Genomic DNA, 21299 nt, shown 5'->3' on the forward strand with positions numbered 1-21299 from the left:
GTGAGAATGTCCGCCCGTTGCAGTCGGTTATTATTCGACGAAGGGTCGGAATATTTCTTTTTGTTGCAATCAATTATTTCTCTGCCCCGGAAATTCTGGCCCAAAGGCCCGGCAGCCGGGGTGGGACGGCACATTCGTGCCACGCGAGCACTCTTCGAGAAAAGTGCTTGATTAAAAACCGAGCCGGCGATGCGTCGCCTGTTCATTTATTGCTGAAAAGCCTGGAATGCCCCATGTCGGACCGTTTTGAACTCTTCCTCACTTGCCCCAAGGGCCTCGAAGGCCTGCTGATCGAGGAAGCCGTCGGGCTTGGCCTTGAGGACGCACGCGAGCACACCTCGGCCGTGCGCGGCATGGCCGACATGGAAACCGCCTACCGCTTGTGCCTCTGGTCGCGCCTGGCCAACCGCGTGTTGCTGGTGCTCAAGCGCTTCCCGATGAAGGACGCTGAAGACCTTTACCATGGCGTGCTGGACATCGAATGGGCCGACCACATGGTCCCGGATGGCACCCTGGCGGTGGAATTCAGCGGCCATGGTTCGGGCATCGACAACACTCACTTCGGCGCGCTGAAGGTCAAGGATGCGATTGTCGACAAACTGCGCACCCCGACCGGCGAACGCCCCTCCATCGACAAGATCAACCCGGACCTGCGTATTCACCTGCGCCTGGACCGCGGCGAAGCGATTCTTTCGCTCGACCTGTCGGGCCACAGCCTGCACCAGCGCGGTTACCGCCTGCAGCAGGGCGCGGCACCGTTGAAGGAAAACCTGGCGGCGGCGATTTTGATTCGCGCCGGCTGGCCGCGCATTGCGGCCGAAGGCGGCGCGCTGACGGACCCGATGTGTGGCGTGGGTACCTTCCTGGTCGAAGGCGCGATGATCGCCGCCGACATGGCCCCCAACCTCAATCGCGAACTGTGGGGCTTCACCACGTGGCTCGGCCACGTTCCGGCGCTGTGGAAGAAGCTGCACACCGAAGCGACCGAGCGGGCTGCCATCGGCATGAACAAGCCGCCGTTGTGGGTGCGAGGCTATGAAGCCGACCCACGCTTGATTCAACCTGCGCGCAATAACATCGAGCGCGCCGGCTTGAGCCACTGGATCAAGGTGTACCAGGGCGAAGTCGGCACTTTCGAGCCGCGCCCGGACCAGAACCAGAAAGGCCTGGTGATCTGCAACCCGCCGTACGGCGAGCGTTTGGGTGACGAAGCCAGTCTGTTGTATCTCTATCAGAACCTCGGCGAGCGTCTGCGTCAGGCCTGCATGGGTTGGGAAGCGGCGGTGTTCACCGGCGCGCCGGACCTGGGCAAGCGCATGGGCATCCGCAGCCACAAACAGTATTCGTTCTGGAACGGCGCCTTGCCGTGCAAACTGCTGCTGATCAAGGTTAACCCGGACCAGTTCGTCACTGGCGAGCGCCGCACCCCGGAGCAGCGTCAGGCCGAACGTGAGCAAGCCGCTTACGATCAGGCCCCGACCGAGCCGGTAGAACGCCAGTACAACAAGAACGGTAACCCGATCAAGCCAGCCCCGGCACCGGTGGTTGAGCAGGCGCGCCTGAGCGAAGGCGGGCAGATGTTCGCCAACCGCCTGCAGAAAAACCTCAAGCAGTTGGGCAAGTGGGCCAAGCGCGAAGGCGTGGACTGCTACCGTGTGTACGACGCCGATATGCCGGAATACTCCATGGCCATCGACCTCTACCACGACTGGGTGCACGTGCAGGAATACGCCGCGCCGAAATCCATCGACCCGGAAAAAGCTTCCGCACGGATGTTTGACGCCCTGGCCGCGATTCCCCAGGCGCTGAACGTCGACAAGAGCCGCGTGGTGGTCAAGCGCCGCGAGCGTCAAAGCGGCACCAAGCAGTACGAGCGCCAGAGTGCCCAGGGCAAGTTCACCGAGGTCAGCGAAGGCGGTGTGAAGCTGCTGGTCAACCTCACCGATTACCTGGACACGGGCCTGTTCCTCGACCACCGCCCGATGCGCATGCGCATCCAGAAGGAGGCGGCCGGCAAGCGCTTCCTCAACCTGTATTGCTACACCGCTACCGCCAGTGTGCACGCGGCCAAGGGTGGCGCGCGCAGCACCACCAGCGTTGACTTGTCCAAGACCTACCTGGACTGGGCACGTCGCAACTTCTCGCTCAACGGTTTCTCCGACAAGAACCGTCTGGAGCAGGGCGACGTGATGGCGTGGCTGGAAGCCAGCCGCGATGAGTTCGACTTGATCTTCATTGATCCGCCGACCTTCTCCAACTCCAAGCGCATGGAAGGCATCTTCGACGTGCAACGTGACCACGTGCAGTTGCTCGACCTGGCCATGGCGCGTCTGGCACCGGGCGGCGTGTTGTACTTCTCGAACAACTTCCGCAAGTTCGTGCTCGAGGACAACCTCAGCGAACGCTATGCGGTCGAGGAGATCAGCGACAAGACCCTCGACCCGGATTTTGCACGTAACGCGAAGATCCACCGGGCGTGGAAAATCACCGCGCGCTGATTGCTGCACACAGTTGGAACAAAAAAGCCGCAAGCCTGGCGTATTCCGGGCTTGCGGCTTTTTTGCGCTGGTCAAACAGTGGCCTCATGGCTATAACTTAAGCCCTAGCCAAAGTGACAGCCCCGCACGCTGGCGTTGTGAGTGTTGCCTATGCCGATGCATGCCGTACGCCCCAAAATCCTAGGCTTTATCAGTGAGCAGGCGTCGGCTTGGCTGGTGGCATTGGTGGTGTTATTGGCAGGTTGCGCGCTGACGGTGATTGTTGCCTGGGCCGCTGCCGATCTCTATCAGCAACAGGTTCGCCAGCGTTTTCAGCTGCTGGTCAATGAACGCTACAGCCGCCTGCAGGAGCGCTTCGAAGACCAGGAGCAACGCCTGGCCAGCCTGCAGCGCTTCTTCGTCAACTCAAGTGATGTGTCCCGCGCCGAGTTCGATGGGTTTGCTCAACCCTTGCTGTTGCGCGCCCGCGCCTATGCCTGGGCACCGCGGATTTTTCGCGATCAGCGCAAGCCGTTTGAACAGGAGATCTCGCGCCAGCGCGGCACGCCCTTTGCCATCCGTGAACTGAATTCGTCAGGGGAGTTGGCGCCTGCCGCCGAGCGCGATGAATACGTGCCGGTGTTGTATAGCCAAACCCAAAGCCTGCTGGGCTCGCCGCTCGGTTTCGACCTGTTGGCCCAGCCGCTTCGCCGCTCGGTTCTTGAGCGTGCGCAAAAAAGCGGCACGCCCGCGGTATCCCAGCCGATGCAATTGGTGGGTGTGGAGCCGGCCTATGCGGCCGGGGTTTTGCTGGTGGCGCCGGTGAGCAAGCTGGCTGAGGCCGAGCCCAGCGGCTTTGTGATGGCGGTGATCAGCATGCGACAGCTGGTGGCCGACGGTTTGCCCAAGCCGAACCGCGACAACCTGGTGATGCAGATTGTCGATACCTCCGACACCCAGCAGCGCGTGCTGTATGCCTCCAGCAATGCGGTGGGCGCCAGCGACCTCAGCGCCGCGCGCCGTCTGACCCTGGGCGACCATGTGTATGCCCTCACGTTGCGTGCCAGCCAGGTCTTCGATCAGGCCAACCATTCCTCGATGAGCACCATCCTGACCATGGGCGGGTTGCTCAGCCTGCTGCTCAGTGCCTTGTTGTATGTGGTGGTCAGCCAACGCCAGCGCGCGCTGAAACTGGTGGAGCAGCGCACCGTGCAGTTGCGCCTGCGTGAACAGGAATTGCGCGGTGCGCACGGGCAATTGCGCAGCGTGCTGAATGCGGCCACCCAAGTCGCGATCATCGCCACTGACCTGCGCGGGGTGATCAACACGTTCAATGCCGGGGCCGAGCAAATGCTGGGGTACACATCCGACCAGGTGCTGGGGCGCATGACCCTGGAAAGCCTGCACCTGGCCGCTGAACTCGAGGCGCGCGCCACCCGTTTGAGCGCGGCCATGGGCAAGCGTATCCCGCCAAGCCAGGCGATGCTGGTGGAGAGCCCGGACCACCTGCACCAGGCGCGCGAGTGGACCCTGTTACGCGAAAATGGCAGCCCCTTGACGGTGAACATGCTCGGCACCGTATTGCTGGACGACCATGGCCTGTGGATCGGGCATCTGGCGATTTACCTGGATGTCACCGAGCAGAAACGCGCCTACGAGGCGTTGGCGGCGCGCGATCGTTTGCTGAAAAAGCTCAGTGCCCATGTGCCCGGCGGGATCTTCCAGTTCACCCTGGAACCCAAGGGCAACGGGCGTTTCATCTATGCCAGCGATGGCATGCGCGACATTTATGAAATCGAAACCGGCGTGTTGCACCAGGACGCGGGCAAGGTCTTCGAACGCATTCATCCCCAGGACGTCGAGCGGGTCCGCCTGTCGATCCGCTTGTCGGCGTTGCAGTTGAGCCATTGGCGCGAAGAGTACCGCGTGCTGTTGCCACAACGCGGGCTGCGCTGGATTCGCGGCGAAGCCACGCCTGAAGAACTGCCGGGCGGCGGTACGCTGTGGCATGGCTACGTGTCGGATATTTCCGACCTCAAGCGGGTAGAGGAAGAGCTGCGCGCGCTGTCCATCACCGATTCGCTGACGGGCATTCATAACCGGCGTTATTTCCAGGATCGCCTCAAGGCCGAGATGCTCAGGCTCAACCGTAGCTGTGGGGCGCTGTCGTTGATCATGCTGGATATCGACCACTTCAAGCGCATCAACGACCAGTACGGTCACGCGGTAGGCGATGGGGTTTTGCAGGAGGTATGCAAGCGCATCAGTCAGCGCCTGCGGCGCACGGATGTATTTTGCCGACTGGGCGGCGAAGAGTTCGTGGTGCTATGCCCGCACACTGATTGCGAGCAGGCGTACAGCCTGGCGATGGAGTTGTGGCAGTCGTTGCGCAGTGCGCCGATGGACACGGTGGGCATCGTGACTGCCAGCTTCGGTGTGGCCAGCTGGCGGATCGACGAGGGCATTGATGGGCTGCTGCTGCGGGCGGACTCGGCGGTGTATGTGGCCAAGCAGGCGGGCAGGGACCGGGTGGAGGCCGAGCGACTTAAGGCTTGATTGACAGGTTTTTCCAGACGTTGCGCATTCATGTGGGAGCGGGCTTGCCTGCGATAGCGGTGTATCAGTCAGCGAATCGCAGACTGATACACCGCTATCGCAGGCAAGCCCGCTCCCACATTTGATCTGTGTTGCCTTTTAGAGCACCGGCGCAGCCGCCGCCAGCTTCGGCTGGCGATACAGGTCCAGCAGCACCTGGTCCAGCACTGATGAGGCGCCCCACGGTTTCGAATCGTTGAGGATCGCCACCACCACCCAGGTGTTGCCATTGTTGTCACGGCTGAACCCGGCGATGGCACGCACGGTGTTCAGGGTGCCAGTCTTGACGTGGGCTTCGCCGCGCATGGCAGTGGTCTTCAGGCGTTTACGCATGGTGCCGTCGGTGCCGGCAATCGGCAGCGAGCTGATGTATTCCGCCGCGTACGGGCTTTTCCAGGCGGCTTGCAGCATAGCCGCCATCTCGCGGGCGCTGACACGTTCGGCGCGCGACAGGCCGGAGCCGTTCTCCATGACGAGGTGCGGCGCGGTGATGCCCTTCTTCGCCAGCCACTGACGGACCACACGTTGCGCAGCCTTGGCGTCGTCGCCGTCGGCATCGTTGCGAAATTGCGCGCCCAGGCTCAGGAACAGCTGCTGGGCCATGGTGTTGTTACTGTATTTGTTGATGTCGCGGATGATTTCCGCCAGGTCCGGCGAGAAGGCACGGGCGAGTACTTTGGCGTCCTTGGGCACGGGCGCCTGGATATCGCGGCCCTGGATGGTGCCGCCCAATTCCTGCCAGATCGCACGCACCGCGCCGGCGGTGTAGGTGGCATGGTCGAGCAGCGACAGGTAAGTCTGCGAACTGCAGCCATCGCCCAGTTGGCCGCTGACCGTCACGGTGACACTGCCGTCGGCGGCGGTGACCGGGCTGTAGCGCACGTCGCCGGTGCATTGCTTGGCGTTGGAGACTTTCACCTGGTTGTCGATGCGAATGCTGGCAATCGGCGGTTCGACCGATACGATCACGCGGCCCGAATCGTTGCGGGTCACGAAGCGCAGGGCCTTGAGGTTGACCAGCAGGGCGTCGGGCTTGACCAGGAACGGCTTGTTCTCGTCATTGCCGTCGTCATTGAATTCGGGCAATTGCGGCTGGTTGAAGAAGCTGCGGTCGAGCACCAGGTCGCCGGTCACTTGCTGCACGCCATTGGCACGCAGGTCGCGCATCAGCAGCCAGAGTTTTTCCATGTTCAGCTTGGGGTCGCCGCCGCCCTTGAGGTAGAGGTTGCCGTGCAAGACGCCACCGCTGAGCGTGCCGTCGGTGTAGAACTCGGTCTTCCACTGATGGTTGGGGCCGAGCATTTCCAGGGCAGCGTAAGTGGTGACCAGCTTCATGGTGGAGGCCGGGTTCACCGAGACGTCGGCGTTGAACACGGTAGGGGTACCGGGGCCGGTGAGGGGCAGCATCACCAGCGACAGCGCGGTATTTTGTAGCTTGGCTTTCTGCAGGGCCTGCGCAACGTTGGGTGGCAGGGTGTTGTTGATTGGGGCGGCAGCGGCGGAGAAGGCCAGTGGAAGAAGAAAGCCGGCCAATAACACGCAACGAAAAGATTTGATCATAAGGAATAAAACCCTACTGCTGAGAAGGGTGAAAAAGGCGAGGGGTATGGAAGAAAATCCCTCATTGGTCACGAAAGTGTCGGCATTATGCCCCAAGGTGGATCCAGTTGTAGCTGAACGATAGCTGGTATTGCGCGTTTTTTTGCAGACAGATAGCCGCCTGTCCCAGAGAGTCGGGCAATCCTTGCCTTAAACTGCTAAAGTGCCGCCCGTTATTACTTATGAGGATTGTTCCAATGGCGACTAACCGTTCCCAGCGTCTGCGCAAAAAACTGTGCGTTGATGAATTTCAAGAGCTGGGTTTCGAACTGAACCTGGACTTCAACGAAGGCCTGAGTGAAGAAGCTATCGACGCTTTCCTCGAAGCATTCATCAAAGAAGCCATGGAAGCCAACGGTCTGGGCTATGTCGGCGGCGATGACTACGGTCTGGTTTGCCTGCAGAAGCGTGGCTCGGTCTCCGAAGAGCAGCGTGCTGCCGTTGAAGCCTGGCTGAAAACCCGTTCCGAGCTGACCAAGGCTGAAGTCAGCCCGTTGCTGGACGTGTGGTATCCGGAAAAGCCGATCAACGCGGCTAAGTGATACTGAAAAAACGGCGACCTTCGGGTCGCCGTTTTTTTATGCCTTGCGCCCGTTCAGAATCAGCAGCGTCAACACCCCCGCCACAATCCCCCAGAACGCCGAACCGATGGAAAACAACGTCAAGCCTGACGCGGTGACCATAAAGGTGATCAGCGCCGCTTCGCGTTCCTTCGGCTCATTCATGGCGATGCTCAAGCCATTGATGATCGAGCCAAACAACGCCAACGCTGCAATCGACAGCACCAGTTCCTTTGGCAATGCTGCGAACAGTGCCGCCAAGGTCGCGCCAAATACCCCGGCAATCCCGTAGAACACGCCGCACCACACCGCAGCGGTATAGCGCTTGTTGCGGTCTTCATGGGCATGCGGCCCGGTGCAGATGGCCGCGCTGATGGCCGCCAGGTTGATGCCGTGGGAGCCGAAGGGCGCGAGCACCAGCGAGGCCAGGCCGGTTGCGGTGATCAAAGGCGAGGCGGGCACGGTGTAGCCGTCGGCGCGCAACACGGCGACGCCGGGCATGTTCTGCGAGGTCATCGCTACCACGAACAGCGGGATGCCGATACTGATGGTCGCCGCCAGCGAGAAATGCGGCGTGGTCCATACCGGCGTTGCCACTTCCAGGTGAAAGCCGCTGAAATCCAGCAACCCCATCAGCCCCGACAGCACAGTGCCGAGCACCAGCGCGGCGAGTACCGCATAGCGGGGCGACAGGCGCTTGATGATCAGGTAAGTGAAAAACATCCCCAGGACCAGGCCGGTGCGATGCTGCGCGGCGACGAAAATCTCGCTGCCGATCTTGAACAGGATCCCCGCCAGCAAGGCCGCCGCCAGCGACGCCGGGATGCGCTTGACCAGTTTCTCGAAGCTGCCGGTCAGCCCGCACAGCGTCACCAGTACGGCGCAGGTGATGTAGGCACCAATGGCCTCGCCGTAACTTACGCCGCCCAGGCTGGTGATCAACAACGCCGCGCCGGGTGTGGACCAAGCAATGGTGATGGGCGTGCGATAGCGCAAGGACAGGCCGATGCTGCACACCGCCATGCCGATGGAGATGGCCCAGATCCACGAAGAAATCTGCGCCGTGGTCAACCCGGCGGCTTGTCCGGCCTGGAACATCAGGACCAGCGAGCTGGTGTAGCCGGTCATCATGGCAATGAAGCCGGCGACGATGGCCGACGCAGAAGTGTCGGCCAACGGGCGCAAAGGCGCTTGGGTGGCGTCGTTCATGGAGAGGCGTTCCTTTTACCTGGGTATTTGCCGGTGAAGGCGCAGATTCAAGCCTAAACTCAAACGGAACTACTCGTTGCAATACAGCCAACGCAGCAAACAGCCGTACAGTGTGTTGGCGCATTGGGTTGTGTACAATGTGCCCTGTTTTTAGGTGATACTTGCCAGCAACCCGCGCTTGCCGTATTACCGTTAATTCGCCGCCGTTCTCCAAACCCGAGTGCCCATGAACGAACAGTTGCAACCTCTCAAGAAACAACCGCGAGCTGGCAAGGCCGGCCGCAGCGGAACCCAGGACGATATTGTCTACGCGCATATCTTCGAGGCCATCCTTGAACAACGCCTGGCGCCCGGAACCAAGTTGAGTGAAGAGGCACTGGGCGAAATCTTCGGCGTCAGCCGCACCATCATTCGCCGCGCGCTCTCGCGTTTGGCCCATGAAGGCGTGGTACTGCTGCGGCCCAATCGTGGTGCGGTGGTGGCGAGCCCGAGTGTAGAAGAAGCGCGCCAGGTATTCCTGGCCCGTCGTCTGGTCGAACGGGCGATCACGGAATTGGCAGTGCAGCACGCCACGGCCGAACAGCTGGCCGAGCTGCGCCAGATGGTCAACGACGAGCGTGACAGTTTCTCCCGCGGCGACCGCGGTGCTGGTATCCGCCTCTCCGGCGAATTCCACCTCAAGCTGGCCGAGGCGGCGAAGAACGCGCCGCTGATCAGCTTCCAGCGCAGCCTGGTGTCGCAGACCTCGTTGATCATCGCCCAGTACGAAAGCGGCAACCGCTCGCACTGTTCCTACGATGAGCACACGCAGCTGATCGATGCGATCGAAGCACGCGATGCAACGTTGGCGGTGAATCTGATGATGCACCACATGGATCACATCGACAGCAAGCTCAACCTCGATGAGGAAAGCGCGTCGGATGATTTGCACGCGGTGTTCTCGCATTTGTTGCAGACGAAAAAGCCGGGTCGCTCGTCCGTAAAACTGTAAACCCGATCAAAAATGTGGGAGCGGGCTTGCTCGCGAAAGCGGTGGTTCAGTCTAAGTATCTGTTGACTGACACACCGCATTCGCGAGCAAGCCCGCTCCCACATTTGTTTTGTGGCATTTGTTAGATCAGCGTTGGTGCACGAGATTGCCGGCTGCGTAGGTCTGCAGAACCGCCCGATCATCCCCCAGCGTCATCAACACAAACAGCGTTTCGGCAATGTTATTGGCCTGCTTCAAGCGATAGCTGAGCAGCGGCGTGGCGTTGTAATCCAGCACCAAAAAGTCCGCATCGGTACCCGGCTGCAACGTGCCGATCTTGTCTTCCAGACGCAGCGCCCGCGCGCCGCCCAAAGTGGCCAGGTACAGCGACTTGAACGGGCTCAACCGCGCGCCCTGCAGTTGCATGACTTTGTAGGCTTCGTTCAGGGTTTGCAGCAGCGAGAAGCTGGTGCCGCCGCCCACGTCGGTGCCCAGGCCGACATTCAATTTGTGCTTCTCGGCCATCGGCAAGTTGAACAACCCACTGCCGAGGAAGAAGTTCGACGTCGGGCAGAACGCCACCGCCGAACCCGTCTCCGCCAACCGTGCGCACTCGTCATCACACAGGTGCACGCCGTGGGCAAACACCGAGCGCTCACCCAGCAATTTGTAGTGGTCATACACGTCCAGGTAGCCCTTGCGCTCCGGGAACAGCTCATTCACCCATGCCACTTCCTGCAGGTTTTCACTGATGTGCGTCTGCATGTACAGGTCTGGGTATTCGCCCAGCAGTTGCCCGGCCAGCGTCAGTTGCTCCGGGGTGCTGGTCGGGGCAAAACGTGGCGTGACCGCATAGTGCAAACGGCCCTTGCCGTGCCAGCGTTCGATCAGCGCCTTGCTTTCCTGGTAGCCGGATTCGGCGGTGTCGGTCAGATAGTCCGGCGCGTTGCGGTCCATCATCACCTTGCCGGCGATCATGCGCAGGTCGAGTTTTTCGGCCGCTTCAAAGAATGAATTGACTGATTGCGGGTGCACGCTGCCGAACACCAGCGCCGTGGTCGTGCCGTTGCGCAGCAGTTCCTTGATGAAGATATCCGCGACTTCTTCGGCGTGCGCCTTGTCGGCGAACTGGCTTTCGCACGGGAAGGTGTAGGTGTTGAGCCAATCCAGTAACTGCTCGCCATAGGCGCCGACCATGCCGGTTTGCGGCAGGTGGATATGGGTGTCGATCAGGCCTGGCGTGATCAGCGCATCCTGATAATGAGTAACGTCGATGTCGGCGGGCAGCGTCGGGAGCAAATCGCTGGCGTGGCCCAGGGCGCTGATCTGGCCGTTATCGATCACCAGCAGGCCGTCTTCGAAATACTCATAGGAAGCTTCGATCCCCACTTCAGCAGGGTCGGCGATGCTGTGCAGGATGGCGGCACGGTAGGCTTTGCGAGTCAAAGGCATGTTCATCTCAATTGATAGCTTGGCTGCGGCGCGAGGCCGGCAGCAGTTTGGCAATGGGTTCGGCGCTCGCGGTGTGCTGGCCGAAATTGGCGTTATAGGTGGCGATGATTTCGCCGGCGATGGAGATGGCGATCTCCACCGGCAGTTTGCCCTTCACCTCGGTGAGGCCCATCGGGCAGCGCATGCGTTGCAGTTGCGCGGTGTCGAAGCCGCGATCACGCAGGCGGTGTTCGAACTTGACCCGTTTGGTTTTCGAGCCGATCAGGCCGAAGTAGGCAAAGTCGTTGCGTTTGAGCAGCGCGGCGGTCAGTTCCAGGTCCAGCGCGTGATTGTGGGTCATGACGATGCAGTAACTGCCCACTGGCAGGTCGGCAATTTCGTCGACTGGCTCCTCGCTGACGATTTTACGCACGCCCTGGGGAATGTGTTCCGGAAACTCCTGGTCGCGGGAATCGATCCAGCGCACTCGGCACGGCAGGCTCGCCAACAGCGGCACCAAGGCGCGGCCGACATGGCCGGCGCCAAACACTGCAATGTGCGCCTGCACCTGGCCCATGGGTTCGAACAGCAGCACCGTCACACCGCCGCAGCACTGGCCCAGGCTTGCACCAAGGCTGAAGCGCTCCAGATGGGTGTTTTGCTGGCCGCGCACGAGCATGTCGCGGGCGATCTGCATCGCCTTGTATTCCAGGTGCCCGCCACCAATGGTGTCGAAGGTCTGCGCGGCGCTGATCACCATCTTCGAGCCGGCATTGCGCGGCGTGGAGCCGAGCTCTTCGATGATGGTCACCAGCACGCAGGGTTCACCCTGGTTCTGCAGGTCGGCGAGGGCGCTGATCCAGTTGTTCATAGTCACCTCTTGTGGCGTCTGTCAGGCCGCTATCGGGGGCAAGCCCTCTCCCACATTTTGATGTGTGAACACCATCAAATGTGGGAGCTGGCTTGCCTGCGATGGCAGCACCTCGTTCTTAGAGCGAAGCCATCTCGGTTTCGGCCTCAACAGCCTTTGCCGCCTGCAACTGGCGCATCTGCTCACACCCCCACAACACCCGCTCGGGTGTAGCCGGTGCATCAATCCTGGGCTGATGGCGATATTCACCCACACTCGCCACGGCATCCTTGATCGCGCACCACGAAGCAATCCCGAGCATGAACGGCGGCTCACCCACGGCCTTGGAATGGAACACCGTGTCCTCCGGGTTCTTGCGGTTTTCCACCAGCTTTACGCGTAAGTCCAGAGGCATGTCAGCCACGGCCGGGATCTTGTAACTGGCCGGGCCGTTGGTCATCAGCTTGCCTTTGTTGTTCCACACCAGCTCTTCCATCGTTAGCCAGCCCATGCCCTGGATAAAGCCGCCTTCCACCTGGCCGATGTCGATGGCCGGGTTCAGCGAGGCGCCCACGTCGTGCAGGATGTCGGTGCGCAACATTTTGTATTCGCCAGTGAGGGTGTCGACGATCACTTCGCAGCAGGCTGCGCCGAACGCGAAGTAATAGAACGGCCGGCCCCGCGCCTGGCTGCGGTCGTAGAAGATTTTCGGGGTCTTGTAGAAACCGGTGCTCGACAGCGAGACCTGGGCGAAATACGCCTGCTGGATCAGGCTCTCAAAGGTCAGGATCTGGTCGCGTACCCGTACGTGACCATTGTGAAATTCCACATCGGCTTCACTCACGTCGTATTTGCGTGCGGCAAATTCCACCAGGCGCTGCTTGATGGTTTCGGCGGCGTTCTGCGCAGCCTTGCCGTTCAGGTCGGCACCGCTGGACGCGGCGGTGGGCGAGGTGTTGGGCACTTTGTCGGTGTTGGTGGCGGTGATCTGCACGCGGTCGATGTCGACCTGGAACACTTCGGCCACCACTTGCGCGACCTTGGTGTTCAAGCCCTGGCCCATCTCGGTGCCGCCGTGGTTCAAATGGATGCTGCCGTCGGTGTAGATGTGGATCAGCGCACCGGCCTGGTTCAGGAAGCTGGCGGTAAACGAAATACCGAACTTCACCGGCGTCAGCGCCAGGCCTTTTTTCAGGATCGGGCTGTGGGCGTTGTACAGGCGGATGGCTTCGCGGCGCTCGGCGTATTGGCTGCTGGCTTCAAGTTCGGCGGTCATCTCTTCGAGCATGTTGTGCTCGACGGTCTGGTAGTAGTGCGTGACGTTGCGCTCGGTCTTGCCGTAGTAATTGACCTTGCGCACCGCCAAGGGGTCCAGACCCAGGTGCCGAGCGATGGCGTCCATCACTTCCTCGATGGCGACCATACCTTGTGGCCCACCGAAGCCGCGATACGCGGTGTTGGAGGCTGTGTTGGTCTTGCAACGATGGCCATTAACGGTGGCGTCGCCCAGGTAATACGAATTGTCGGCGTGGAACATCGCGCGGTCGACAATCGAGTTCGACAAGTCCGGCGAGCAGCCACAGTTACCCGCCAGTTCCAGATTGATCCCGTGCAGGCGACCCGTGTCGTCAAAGCCCACGTCGTATTCGATATAGAAGGGGTGGCGCTTGCCGGTCATCAGCATGTCTTCGACGCGTGGCAGGCGCATTTTGGTCGGCTGGCCGGTGAGGCGCGCAACCACCGCGCACAGGCATGCGGGGCTGGCGGCCTGGGTTTCCTTGCCGCCGAAACCGCCGCCCATGCGGCGCATGTCGACGACGATTTTGTTCATCGACACGTCCAGCACTTCAGCCACCAGCTTCTGCACTTCGGTGGGGTTTTGCGTGGAGCAGTAGACAATCATGCCGCCGTCTTCGGTGGGCATCACCGACGAGATCTGGGTTTCCAGGTAGAAGTGTTCCTGGCCGCCGATGTGCAGCGTGCCCTGGATACGGTGTTTCGCCGTGGCCAGCGCGCCCGCCGAGTCGCCGCGCTGGTGAGTGTGGCTGTCGAGTACGAAATGCTTGTTGCGAAAGGCCTCGACCACGTCCAGCACCGGCTCCAAGTCTTCGTATTCGATCACCGCCGCCATGGCCGCTTTGCGTGCGGTTTCCAGGTCGCGGGCGGCGACGGCCAGCACCACCTGCCCGACAAACTGCACCGTGTCGATGGCCAGCAGCGGGTCGCCGGGCATCAGCGGGCCGATGTCTTTCAGGCCCGGCACGTCTTCGTGGGTGATCGCGATGCGCACGCCGTCAAAGGCGTAGCAAGGCGCGGTGTCGATGCTGAGGATGCGAGCGTGGGCGCGGTCGGACATGCGCGCATACAGGTGCAGTTGGTTGGGGAATTCCAGGCGGTCATCGATGTACTGCGCCTCGCCGGACACATGCTTGGCGGCGCTGTCGTGCTTGACGCTGCGGCCGACCCCGGAGGTCAGGTCCTGGGCGAACAGCTCGGCGAGTTCGGCCTGGGTTTTAACGACGGCGTGATGGTTAGACATAAGCGGTCACCCGAGTCTCGATGTGCGGCGTTTGCAGTTCGATGAAGTATTTGCGCAGCAGGTTTTGCGCGCTGAGCAGGCGATATTCCTTGCTGGCGCGGAAGTCCGACAGCGGGGTGAAATCCGCGGCCAGGGCGGCGCAGGCTTTCTCCACCGTGGCGGCGTTCCAGGTGGCGCCAACCAGCACGGCTTCGCAGCTTTTCGCGCGTTTGGGCGTGGCGGCCATGCCCCCGAAGGCGACGCGCGCCTCGTTGATCACGCCGTCCTCGATCTTCAGGTTGAAGGCGGCGCACACCGCAGAAATATCATCGTCCAGGCGCTTGGACACCTTGTAGGCACGGAACAGCGTGTGGCCCTTGGGCACGATGATTTTCTCGATGAACTCGCTGTCCTGACGCGCGGTGACGCGGTAGTCGATGAAGTAGTCTTCCAGCGCCAGGGTGCGGCGCACGTTGCCTTTGCACAGCACGATCTGTGCACCCAGGGCGATCAGCAGCGGCGGTGAATCGCCAATCGGCGAGGCGTTGCCGATGTTGCCGCCCAAGGTGCCCTGGTTGCGGATTTGCAGGGAGGCGAAGCGGTGCAGCAAGTCGCCGAAGTCCGGGTACTCGTGGTGCAGCGCGGTGTAGCAGTCGGAGAGGGCGGTGGCGGCGCCGATTTCCAGGCGGTCGTCGAAGCATTCGATGCGCTTCATTTCGTCGATATTGCCGACGTAGATCATCACCGGCAGTGTGCGATGAAACTGCGTGACTTCCAGCGCCAGGTCAGTGCCGCCGGCCAGCAGCCGGGCTTGCGGGTAGGCGTCGTAGAGGTCGGCGAGGTCGGCGACGGTCAGCGGCACCAGGCAGCGTTTGTCGCCACTGTTGAGTTCGCCGGTCTGCGTTGGCGCGATGGCTTTGAGGCGGGCGATGGTCTCGGCCTGGCGGCTGTCGAACTGGTCTACGGGTTTGTTGCAGCAGGCCTGTTCGGCGGCGGCCAGGATCGGGCGGTAGCCGGTGCAACGGCACAAATTGCCGGCCAGCGCTTCGTGGGCTTTTTGGCTGTCGGGCGCGTCGCTGTTCTTTTGCAGGGCAAACAACGACATCACAAAGCCCGGTGTGCAAAAGCCACATTGCGAGCCGTGGCACTCGACCATGGCTTTTTGCACGCTGTGCAATTGGCCTTGGTGCTTGAGGTCTTCAACGCTGATCAGCTGTTTACCGTGCAGCGACGACACAAAGGTCAGGCACGAGTTGAGGCTGCGATAACGAATCTGCTCGGCGCCTTGTTCATCGTGGTGCAATTCGCCGACCACCACGGTGCACGCCCCGCAATCGCCGCTGGCGCAGCCTTCCTTGGTACCGGATTTGCCCAGGTGCTCACGCAGATAGTTGAGCACGGTCAGGTTGGGGTCCAGGGCGTGCTCACTACGGAGTTCCTGGTTGAGTAAAAACTGGATCACGGAAGGCCTCGCAGACTCATTATTGTTGTTAACCGCTTTGCGCCGAATCTAGTCATGTCTGACTTTTCGGTCAACGATTTTCTGACCAGAAGGTCAAGAAATTGCGGTCACAACACTTTCAATTATGGTCCAGTCTTCTGGAACCGTTGTTTTTGGCGGCTTCTGGCTTTTCATCGCTGCTTATTTCATGCCAAATTCGCCACCGTGGGCGTAGCGCCATCAGCGGGCCAATGCGCTACACTGCCGCGCTTGTACTGATAGAAGATTCTGAAGGGAAAACATGACGTTCAAGGCGCCGGACAGTCTCGCCGAGCAAATTGCTCACCACCTCGCCGAACGTATCATTCGCGGCGATCTCAAGCCTGGGGAGCGGATCCAGGAACAGAAAGTCACGCTGGCGCTCAATGTCAGCCGTGGTTCCGTGCGTGAAGCCTTATTGATCCTCGAGCGCCGCCACCTGATCGCGATCCTGCCGCGCCGTGGCGCCCACGTCACCGAGCTCACCGCGCACAAGGTGCAGAGCCTGTGCACGCTGATGGGCGAGTTGTACATTCTGCTCGGCAATGCGGTGGCCGAGGGCTGGAAGGTGCAGGCCGACATGGCGCCGTTCCTGCAGATCCAGCAGCGTCTGGTGAATAGTTTTGAGCGTCAGGACATCCGCGCCTTCGTCGAAGAAAGCTTCAACGTGATGCGCGCCGCGTACCCTTTTGCCAACAACCCGTATTTGCAGGAAACCGTCGAGAACCTGCAGCCGGCGATGAACCGCGCCTATTACCTGGCGCTGGATCAACGCAAAGCGTCCATGAGCGAGTACCTGGCGCTGTTCGAGCAACTGCTCGCTGCCGTGCTGGCGCGTGACCTGGCGCAGATTCGCCTGGTGCTGTCCGCCTACGGCCAGCGCAGTTGTTCATTGGTCATCGCTGCGTTGGCGGACGCCTAAACGTGCGGCTCAAGTGCATCAAACTGGCGGGGTTCAAATCCTTCGTCGACCCGACCACGGTGAACTTCCCCAGTAACATGGCGGCGGTGGTGGGGCCCAATGGGTGCGGCAAGTCGAACATCATCGACGCCGTTCGCTGGGTGATGGGCGAGAGCTCGGCAAAAAACCTGCGCGGCGAGTCGATGACCGACGTCATCTTCAATGGCTCCACCAGCCGTAAACCGGTGAGCCAGGCCAGCATCGAGCTGGTGTTCGACAACTCCGACGGCACCCTGATCGGCGAATACGCGGCGTACGCGGAAATTTCCATTCGCCGCAAAGTGACGCGCGACAGCCAGAACAGCTATTTCCTCAACGGCACCAAGTGCCGGCGCCGGGACATCACCGACATCTTTCTCGGCACGGGCTTGGGCCCGCGCAGCTACTCGATCATCGAGCAGGGCATGATCTCCAAGCTGATCGAAGCCAAGCCCGAAGACCTGCGTAATTTCATTGAAGAAGCGGCCGGAATCTCCAAGTACAAGGAGCGCCGCCGCGAGACCGAAAACCGTATCCGCCGCACCCACGAGAACCTCGCCCGCCTGACCGACCTGCGCGAAGAGCTGGAGCGCCAGTTGGAGCGCCTGCACCGCCAGGCCCAGGCCGCCGAGAAGTATCAGGAATACAAGGGCGAAGAACGCCAGCTCAAGGCGCAACTCTCGGCCCTGCGCTGGCAGGCGCTGAACGATCAGGTCGGCCAGCGCGAAGCGATCATCGGCACCCAGGAAATCAGCTTTGAAGCGCTGGTGGCCGAACAGCGCAATGCCGACGCCAGCATCGAGCGTCTGCGTGACGGTCACCATGACCTGTCCGAGCGCTTCAATCTGGTGCAGGGGCGCTTCTATTCGGTGGGCGGCGACATTGCCCGTGTCGAGCAGAGCATTCAGCATGGCCAGCAGCGTCTGCGCCAGTTGCAAGATGATCTGAAGGAAGCCGAGCGCGCCCGCCTGGAGACCGAATCGCACCTGGGCCATGACCGCACCTTGCTGCTGACCCTCGGCGAAGAGCTGGACATGCTCACCCCCGAGCAGGAAATCACCAGCGCCGCCGCCGAAGAAGCCGCCGCCGCCCTGGAAGAAGCCGAAACCACCATGCACGGCTGGCAGGAGCAGTGGGACGTTTTCAACCTGCAATCCGCCGAGCCGCGCCGCCAGGCGGAGGTGCAGCAGTCGCGCATCCAGCAGTTGGAAACCAGCATGGAGCGTTTGGCCGAGCGTCAACGGCGTCTGCAGGAAGAGCGCGTGTTGCTCGCCGCCGACCCGGAAGACGCGGCGATCATGGCGTTGAGCGAGCAACTGGCCGAAAGCGAGATGACGCTGGAAGAGCTGGAAGCCAGCGAAGAACAACAAGTGGAGCGCCTGGAGCAATTGCGTCAGCAACTGCAACAGGCGACCCAATCGCAGCAGCAGGCCCAGGGCGATTTGCAGCGGCTGAACGGCCGACTGGCGTCGCTGGAGGCCTTGCAGCAAGCCGCGCTGGACCCCGGCACCGGCACCGCCGAGTGGCTGCGCGACCAGCATCTGGCCGAGCGCCCGCGCCTGGCTGAAGGGTTAAAAGTTGAAGCGGGTTGGGAGCTGGCGGTAGAGACCGTTTTAGGCGCCGACCTGCAGGCTGTGCTGGTCGACGATTTTGGTGGCTTTGACCTGGCCGGCTTTACTCAGGGCGACCTGCGTTTGCTCAGCCCGGCGGCCGATGGCACGCGCGTGCCGGGCAGTCTGCTGGACAAGGTCGAGGCGGCGATTGACTTATCGCCCTGGCTGGGGCAGGTCAAACCGGTGGATTCCCTGGAGCACGCCCTGGCGCAGCGCGGCCAACTGGGCGCGGGCGAAAGCCTGATCAGCCGCGACGGCTACTGGGTCGGCCGCCATTTCCTGCGTGTGCGCCGTGCCAGCGAAGCGGAAAGCGGCGTATTGGCCCGTGGCCAGGAAATCGTCAACCTGAGCGCCGAGCGCGAAGAACGCGAAGCCACCCTCGAACGCCTGGAAACCGAACTGCAAACCCTGCGCGCCACCCAGCGCCAGCAAGAGACCGGCCGCGAACACCTGCGCCGCCTGTTGCAGGACGAAGCGCGCCAGCAAGGTGAACTCAAGGCCCAGCTGTCGGCGAGCAAGGCCAAGGTCGAGCAATTGACCCTGCGCCGCACCCGTCTTGACGAAGAAGTGGCGGAGATGGGCGAGCAACGCGCCCTTGAGCACGAACAGATCGGTGAGGCGCGCCTGCAACTGCAGGAAGCCCTCGACAGCATGGCGCTGGACACCGAGCAGCGCGAACTGCTGTTGGCCCAGCGCGACAGCCTGCGCGAACGCCTTGACCGCGTGCGCCAGGAAGCGCGCCAGCACAAAGATCACGCTCACCAATTGGCGGTGCGCCTCGGTTCATTGCAGGCTCAGCACGCGTCCACGCGTCAGGCCCTTGAGCGCCTGGAAATGCAATCCGAACGCCTCACCGAAAAGCGCGAGCAACTGAGTCTCAACCTGGAGGAGGGCGAAGCGCCGCTGGAAGAGTTGCGGCTCAAGCTCGAAGAATTGCTCGACAAGCGCATGACCGTCGATGAAGAACTCAAGACTGCGCAAATCGCCCTGGAAGACGCCGACCGCGAACTGCGCGATGCGGAAAAACGCCGGACCCAGGCCGAGCAGCAATCCCAGTTGATTCGCGGCCAGCTCGAACAGCAGCGCATGGAATGGCAGGCCCTGACGGTTCGCCGCAAGACCCTGCAGGACCAGTTGCTGGAAGACGGCTACGACCTGCACGGCGTGCTTAATACGTTGACCGCCCAGGCCAATGAGAAAGAAGCCGAAGAAGAACTTGAACGGATTGCCGCGCGTATTCAGCGACTCGGCGCGATCAACCTTGCGGCCATCGACGAGTACCAGCAGCAGTCCGAGCGCAAACGTTATCTGGATGCCCAGGACGCCGATCTGGTGGAAGCCCTGGACACCCTGGAAAATGTGATCCGCAAGATCGACAAGGAAACCCGTAATCGCTTCAAAGATACCTTTGATCAGATTAATGGCGGTTTACAGGCGTTATTCCCGAAAGTTTTCGGTGGAGGCAGCGCCTACTTGGAACTGACGGGCGAAGATCTACTCGATACAGGGGTAACGATCATGGCGCGGCCTCCGGGCAAGAAGAACAGCACCATCCATTTGTTGTCCGGTGGCGAAAAGGCACTGACGGCATTGGCACTGGTATTTGCGATCTTCAAGTTGAACCCGGCGCCGTTTTGCATGCTCGACGAAGTTGACGCCCCGCTGGATGACGCTAACGTTGGACGCTACGCTCGGTTGGTTAAAGAGATGTCCCAGACCGTGCAGTTCATCTATATCACCCACAATAAGATCGCCATGGAAATGGCCGATCAATTGATGGGTGTAACGATGCACGAACCCGGCTGTTCGCGTTTGGTGGCGGTGGATGTGGAAGAGGCGATGGCGCTCGTGGACGCCTAACGGCGAGTTGCTAGTTACAAGTGCTTGAGGCTTAAAGCTTGCAGCTTGAGGCTCACAGTTGACGGCTGGCGCAAGAGTTCTTCCAGGTGGCCGAAACATGGCAAATCGACACATTTCGCGCCAACTGTGTAAAGTTATCGAAGGTCGTGCTAGTTTATTGTCAATTCCTCGTATGCGTGGGCAAAACGTCAGTCAGAACATAGAGTTGGCGCCACGTTTTAAAGCGGTTTGGATGTTGCTAAACCCCTTATTTTTCAGCATTTTTTATTAGAGGCACGGGATTACATGGAAATCGGTCTGCGCGAGTGGCTGATCGTCATCGGCATTATTGTCATTGCCGGTATTCTTTTTGATGGCTGGCGCCGCATGCGCGGTGGCAAGGGCAAGCTCAAGTTTCGTCTGGACCGCAACCTGTCCAACTTGCCTGACGATGATGGCAGCGCCGAACTGCTGGGGCCGCCTCGCGTGCTGGATACCCATAAAGAGCCGCAACTGGACGAACACGACTTGCCGTCGATGAGCGCGCCGGTGCGTGAAGCCCGTGAACCGTCTTCCAAGCGCGGCAAACGCGGCAGCGCCGCAGTTGCCGAGCCGCATCAGGGCGACCTGAACCTTGACGTCGATGATGGCCCGAGCTTCAGCAGCCGTGATGATGATTTCCCCGACGAGACCCCAACCAAAAGCGCGCCACGCCAGTCAGTCAATGACCAGCCGGCCGCTGAAGAAGTCTTGGTGATCAGCGTGATCTGTCGCGACGCCGGCGGTTTCAAAGGCCCGGCGCTGTTGCAGAACATCCTGGAAAGCGGCTTGCGTTTTGGCGAGATGGATATTTTCCACCGTCACGAAAGCATGGCCGGTAACGGCGAAGTGCTGTTCTCCATGGCCAACGCGGTCAAGCCGGGCACTTTCGATCTGGACGATATCGACCTGTTCAGCACCCCAGCGGTGAGCTTCTTCCTCGGCCTGCCAGGCCCGCGTCACCCCAAACAAGCGTTCGACGTGATGGTGGCCGCGGCCCGCAAGCTGTCTCAGGAACTCAACGGCGAGCTCAAGGACGACCAACGCAGCGTCCTGACCGCCCAGACCATCGAACACTACCGTCAGCGCATCGTCGAGTTCGAGCGTCGCGCCCTGACACAGAAACGCTGAGGATTGGTCTTCAGCGTTGTCAGTAGAATAAGCGCACTAACATATTGA

13 protein-coding genes are annotated in these 21299 nt (G+C 61.1%); 7 read left to right on the top strand and 6 right to left on the bottom strand.

The window, feature by feature from the left end; genetic code table 11:
* Positions 1–233 precede the first annotated feature (233 nt).
* Entirely contained in the window at positions 234–2498 is a 2265-nt protein-coding gene (rlmKL, locus tag AACV02_RS22610) for a bifunctional 23S rRNA (guanine(2069)-N(7))-methyltransferase RlmK/23S rRNA (guanine(2445)-N(2))-methyltransferase RlmL (protein WP_056861554.1), read from the top strand.
* A 150-nt stretch (positions 2499–2648) separates the two neighbouring features.
* Positions 2649–5033 (top strand): sensor domain-containing diguanylate cyclase, encoded by a 2385-nt coding sequence (locus AACV02_RS22615; protein WP_119742114.1) that lies wholly within the window; start codon positions 2649–2651, stop codon positions 5031–5033.
* Positions 5034–5171: 138 nt separating this feature from the next.
* Here the strand turns inward: AACV02_RS22615 and dacB are convergent, their stop codons facing one another.
* Positions 5172–6632 (bottom strand): D-alanyl-D-alanine carboxypeptidase/D-alanyl-D-alanine endopeptidase, encoded by a 1461-nt coding sequence (dacB, locus tag AACV02_RS22620; RefSeq protein ID WP_106576317.1) that lies wholly within the window; start codon positions 6630–6632, stop codon positions 5172–5174.
* A gap of 236 nt (positions 6633–6868) precedes the next feature.
* Between dacB and AACV02_RS22625 the strand changes: the two genes are divergently transcribed.
* The gene (locus tag AACV02_RS22625; RefSeq protein ID WP_003193255.1) at positions 6869–7213 is read left to right on the top strand and encodes a YggL family protein; all 345 of its coding nucleotides are present in this window, start codon (positions 6869–6871) and stop codon (positions 7211–7213) included.
* A 36-nt stretch (positions 7214–7249) separates the two neighbouring features.
* Here the strand turns inward: AACV02_RS22625 and AACV02_RS22630 are convergent, their stop codons facing one another.
* On the bottom strand, positions 7250–8440 hold the full coding sequence (locus tag AACV02_RS22630) for a benzoate/H(+) symporter BenE family transporter (protein ID WP_119742116.1): 1191 nt from the start codon (positions 8438–8440) through the stop codon (positions 7250–7252).
* Positions 8441–8666: 226 nt separating this feature from the next.
* Between AACV02_RS22630 and AACV02_RS22635 the strand changes: the two genes are divergently transcribed.
* Positions 8667–9431, top strand: coding sequence for a GntR family transcriptional regulator (locus AACV02_RS22635; protein ID WP_017134778.1), 765 nt, complete (start codon positions 8667–8669; stop codon positions 9429–9431).
* 126 nt (positions 9432–9557) lie between these two features.
* On the opposite strand, the gene guaD is transcribed toward AACV02_RS22635, so the two are convergent.
* The 4 genes from guaD to xdhA all read right to left on the bottom strand — a co-directional run bounded on the left by guaD (position 9558) and on the right by xdhA (position 15671).
* Positions 9558–10862, bottom strand: coding sequence for a guanine deaminase (gene guaD / locus AACV02_RS22640; protein ID WP_119742819.1), 1305 nt, complete (start codon positions 10860–10862; stop codon positions 9558–9560).
* Between the two features lie 7 nt (positions 10863–10869).
* The gene (xdhC, locus tag AACV02_RS22645) at positions 10870–11712 is read right to left on the bottom strand and encodes a xanthine dehydrogenase accessory protein XdhC (RefSeq protein ID WP_106576319.1); all 843 of its coding nucleotides are present in this window, start codon (positions 11710–11712) and stop codon (positions 10870–10872) included.
* A 118-nt stretch (positions 11713–11830) separates the two neighbouring features.
* The gene (xdhB, locus tag AACV02_RS22650; RefSeq protein WP_106576320.1) at positions 11831–14230 is read right to left on the bottom strand and encodes a xanthine dehydrogenase molybdopterin binding subunit; all 2400 of its coding nucleotides are present in this window, start codon (positions 14228–14230) and stop codon (positions 11831–11833) included.
* A complete protein-coding gene (gene xdhA, locus AACV02_RS22655) occupies positions 14223–15671 on the bottom strand; it encodes a xanthine dehydrogenase small subunit (RefSeq protein ID WP_119742118.1) in 1449 nt (482 codons plus the stop codon). Before xdhA ends, xdhB begins: the two co-directional genes overlap by 8 nt.
* A 280-nt stretch (positions 15672–15951) precedes the next feature.
* On the opposite strand from xdhA, the gene AACV02_RS22660 reads away from it, so the two are divergent.
* From AACV02_RS22660 to zipA, 3 genes are all read left to right on the top strand, one after another.
* Positions 15952–16611, top strand: a complete 660-nt coding sequence (locus AACV02_RS22660) for a GntR family transcriptional regulator (protein WP_106576322.1) — start codon at positions 15952–15954, stop codon at positions 16609–16611.
* A 2-nt stretch (positions 16612–16613) separates the two neighbouring features.
* Complete coding sequence (gene smc, locus AACV02_RS22665) at positions 16614–20102, top strand: chromosome segregation protein SMC (protein WP_119742120.1); 3489 nt, start codon at positions 16614–16616, stop codon at positions 20100–20102.
* Positions 20103–20387: 285 nt separating this feature from the next.
* On the top strand, positions 20388–21251 hold the full coding sequence (gene zipA / locus AACV02_RS22670; protein ID WP_119742122.1) for a cell division protein ZipA: 864 nt from the start codon (positions 20388–20390) through the stop codon (positions 21249–21251).
* Positions 21252–21299 lie beyond the last annotated feature (48 nt).

Origin of the sequence: Pseudomonas sp. Larv2_ips, assembly GCF_963879675.1 — a bacterium.
In the GTDB taxonomy this organism is placed as follows: Bacteria; Pseudomonadota; Gammaproteobacteria; order Pseudomonadales; family Pseudomonadaceae; genus Aquipseudomonas.

Excerpts from the sequence above, each read along its gene's own strand:
- rlmKL (WP_056861554.1), top strand. The coding sequence starts at position 234 with ATGTCGGACCGTTTTGAACTCTTCCTCACTTGCCCCAAGGGCCTCGAA.
- AACV02_RS22615 (WP_119742114.1), top strand. The coding sequence starts at position 2,649 with ATGCCGATGCATGCCGTACGCCCCAAAATCCTAGGCTTTATCAGTGAG.
- dacB (WP_106576317.1), bottom strand. The coding sequence starts at position 6,632 with ATGATCAAATCTTTTCGTTGCGTGTTATTGGCCGGCTTTCTTCTTCCA.
- AACV02_RS22625 (WP_003193255.1), top strand. The coding sequence starts at position 6,869 with ATGGCGACTAACCGTTCCCAGCGTCTGCGCAAAAAACTGTGCGTTGAT.
- AACV02_RS22630 (WP_119742116.1), bottom strand. The coding sequence starts at position 8,440 with ATGAACGACGCCACCCAAGCGCCTTTGCGCCCGTTGGCCGACACTTCT.
- AACV02_RS22635 (WP_017134778.1), top strand. The coding sequence starts at position 8,667 with ATGAACGAACAGTTGCAACCTCTCAAGAAACAACCGCGAGCTGGCAAG.
- guaD (WP_119742819.1), bottom strand. The coding sequence starts at position 10,862 with ATGCCTTTGACTCGCAAAGCCTACCGTGCCGCCATCCTGCACAGCATC.
- xdhC (WP_106576319.1), bottom strand. The coding sequence starts at position 11,712 with ATGAACAACTGGATCAGCGCCCTCGCCGACCTGCAGAACCAGGGTGAA.
- xdhB (WP_106576320.1), bottom strand. The coding sequence starts at position 14,230 with ATGTCTAACCATCACGCCGTCGTTAAAACCCAGGCCGAACTCGCCGAG.
- AACV02_RS22660 (WP_106576322.1), top strand. The coding sequence starts at position 15,952 with ATGACGTTCAAGGCGCCGGACAGTCTCGCCGAGCAAATTGCTCACCAC.
- zipA (WP_119742122.1), top strand. The coding sequence starts at position 20,388 with ATGGAAATCGGTCTGCGCGAGTGGCTGATCGTCATCGGCATTATTGTC.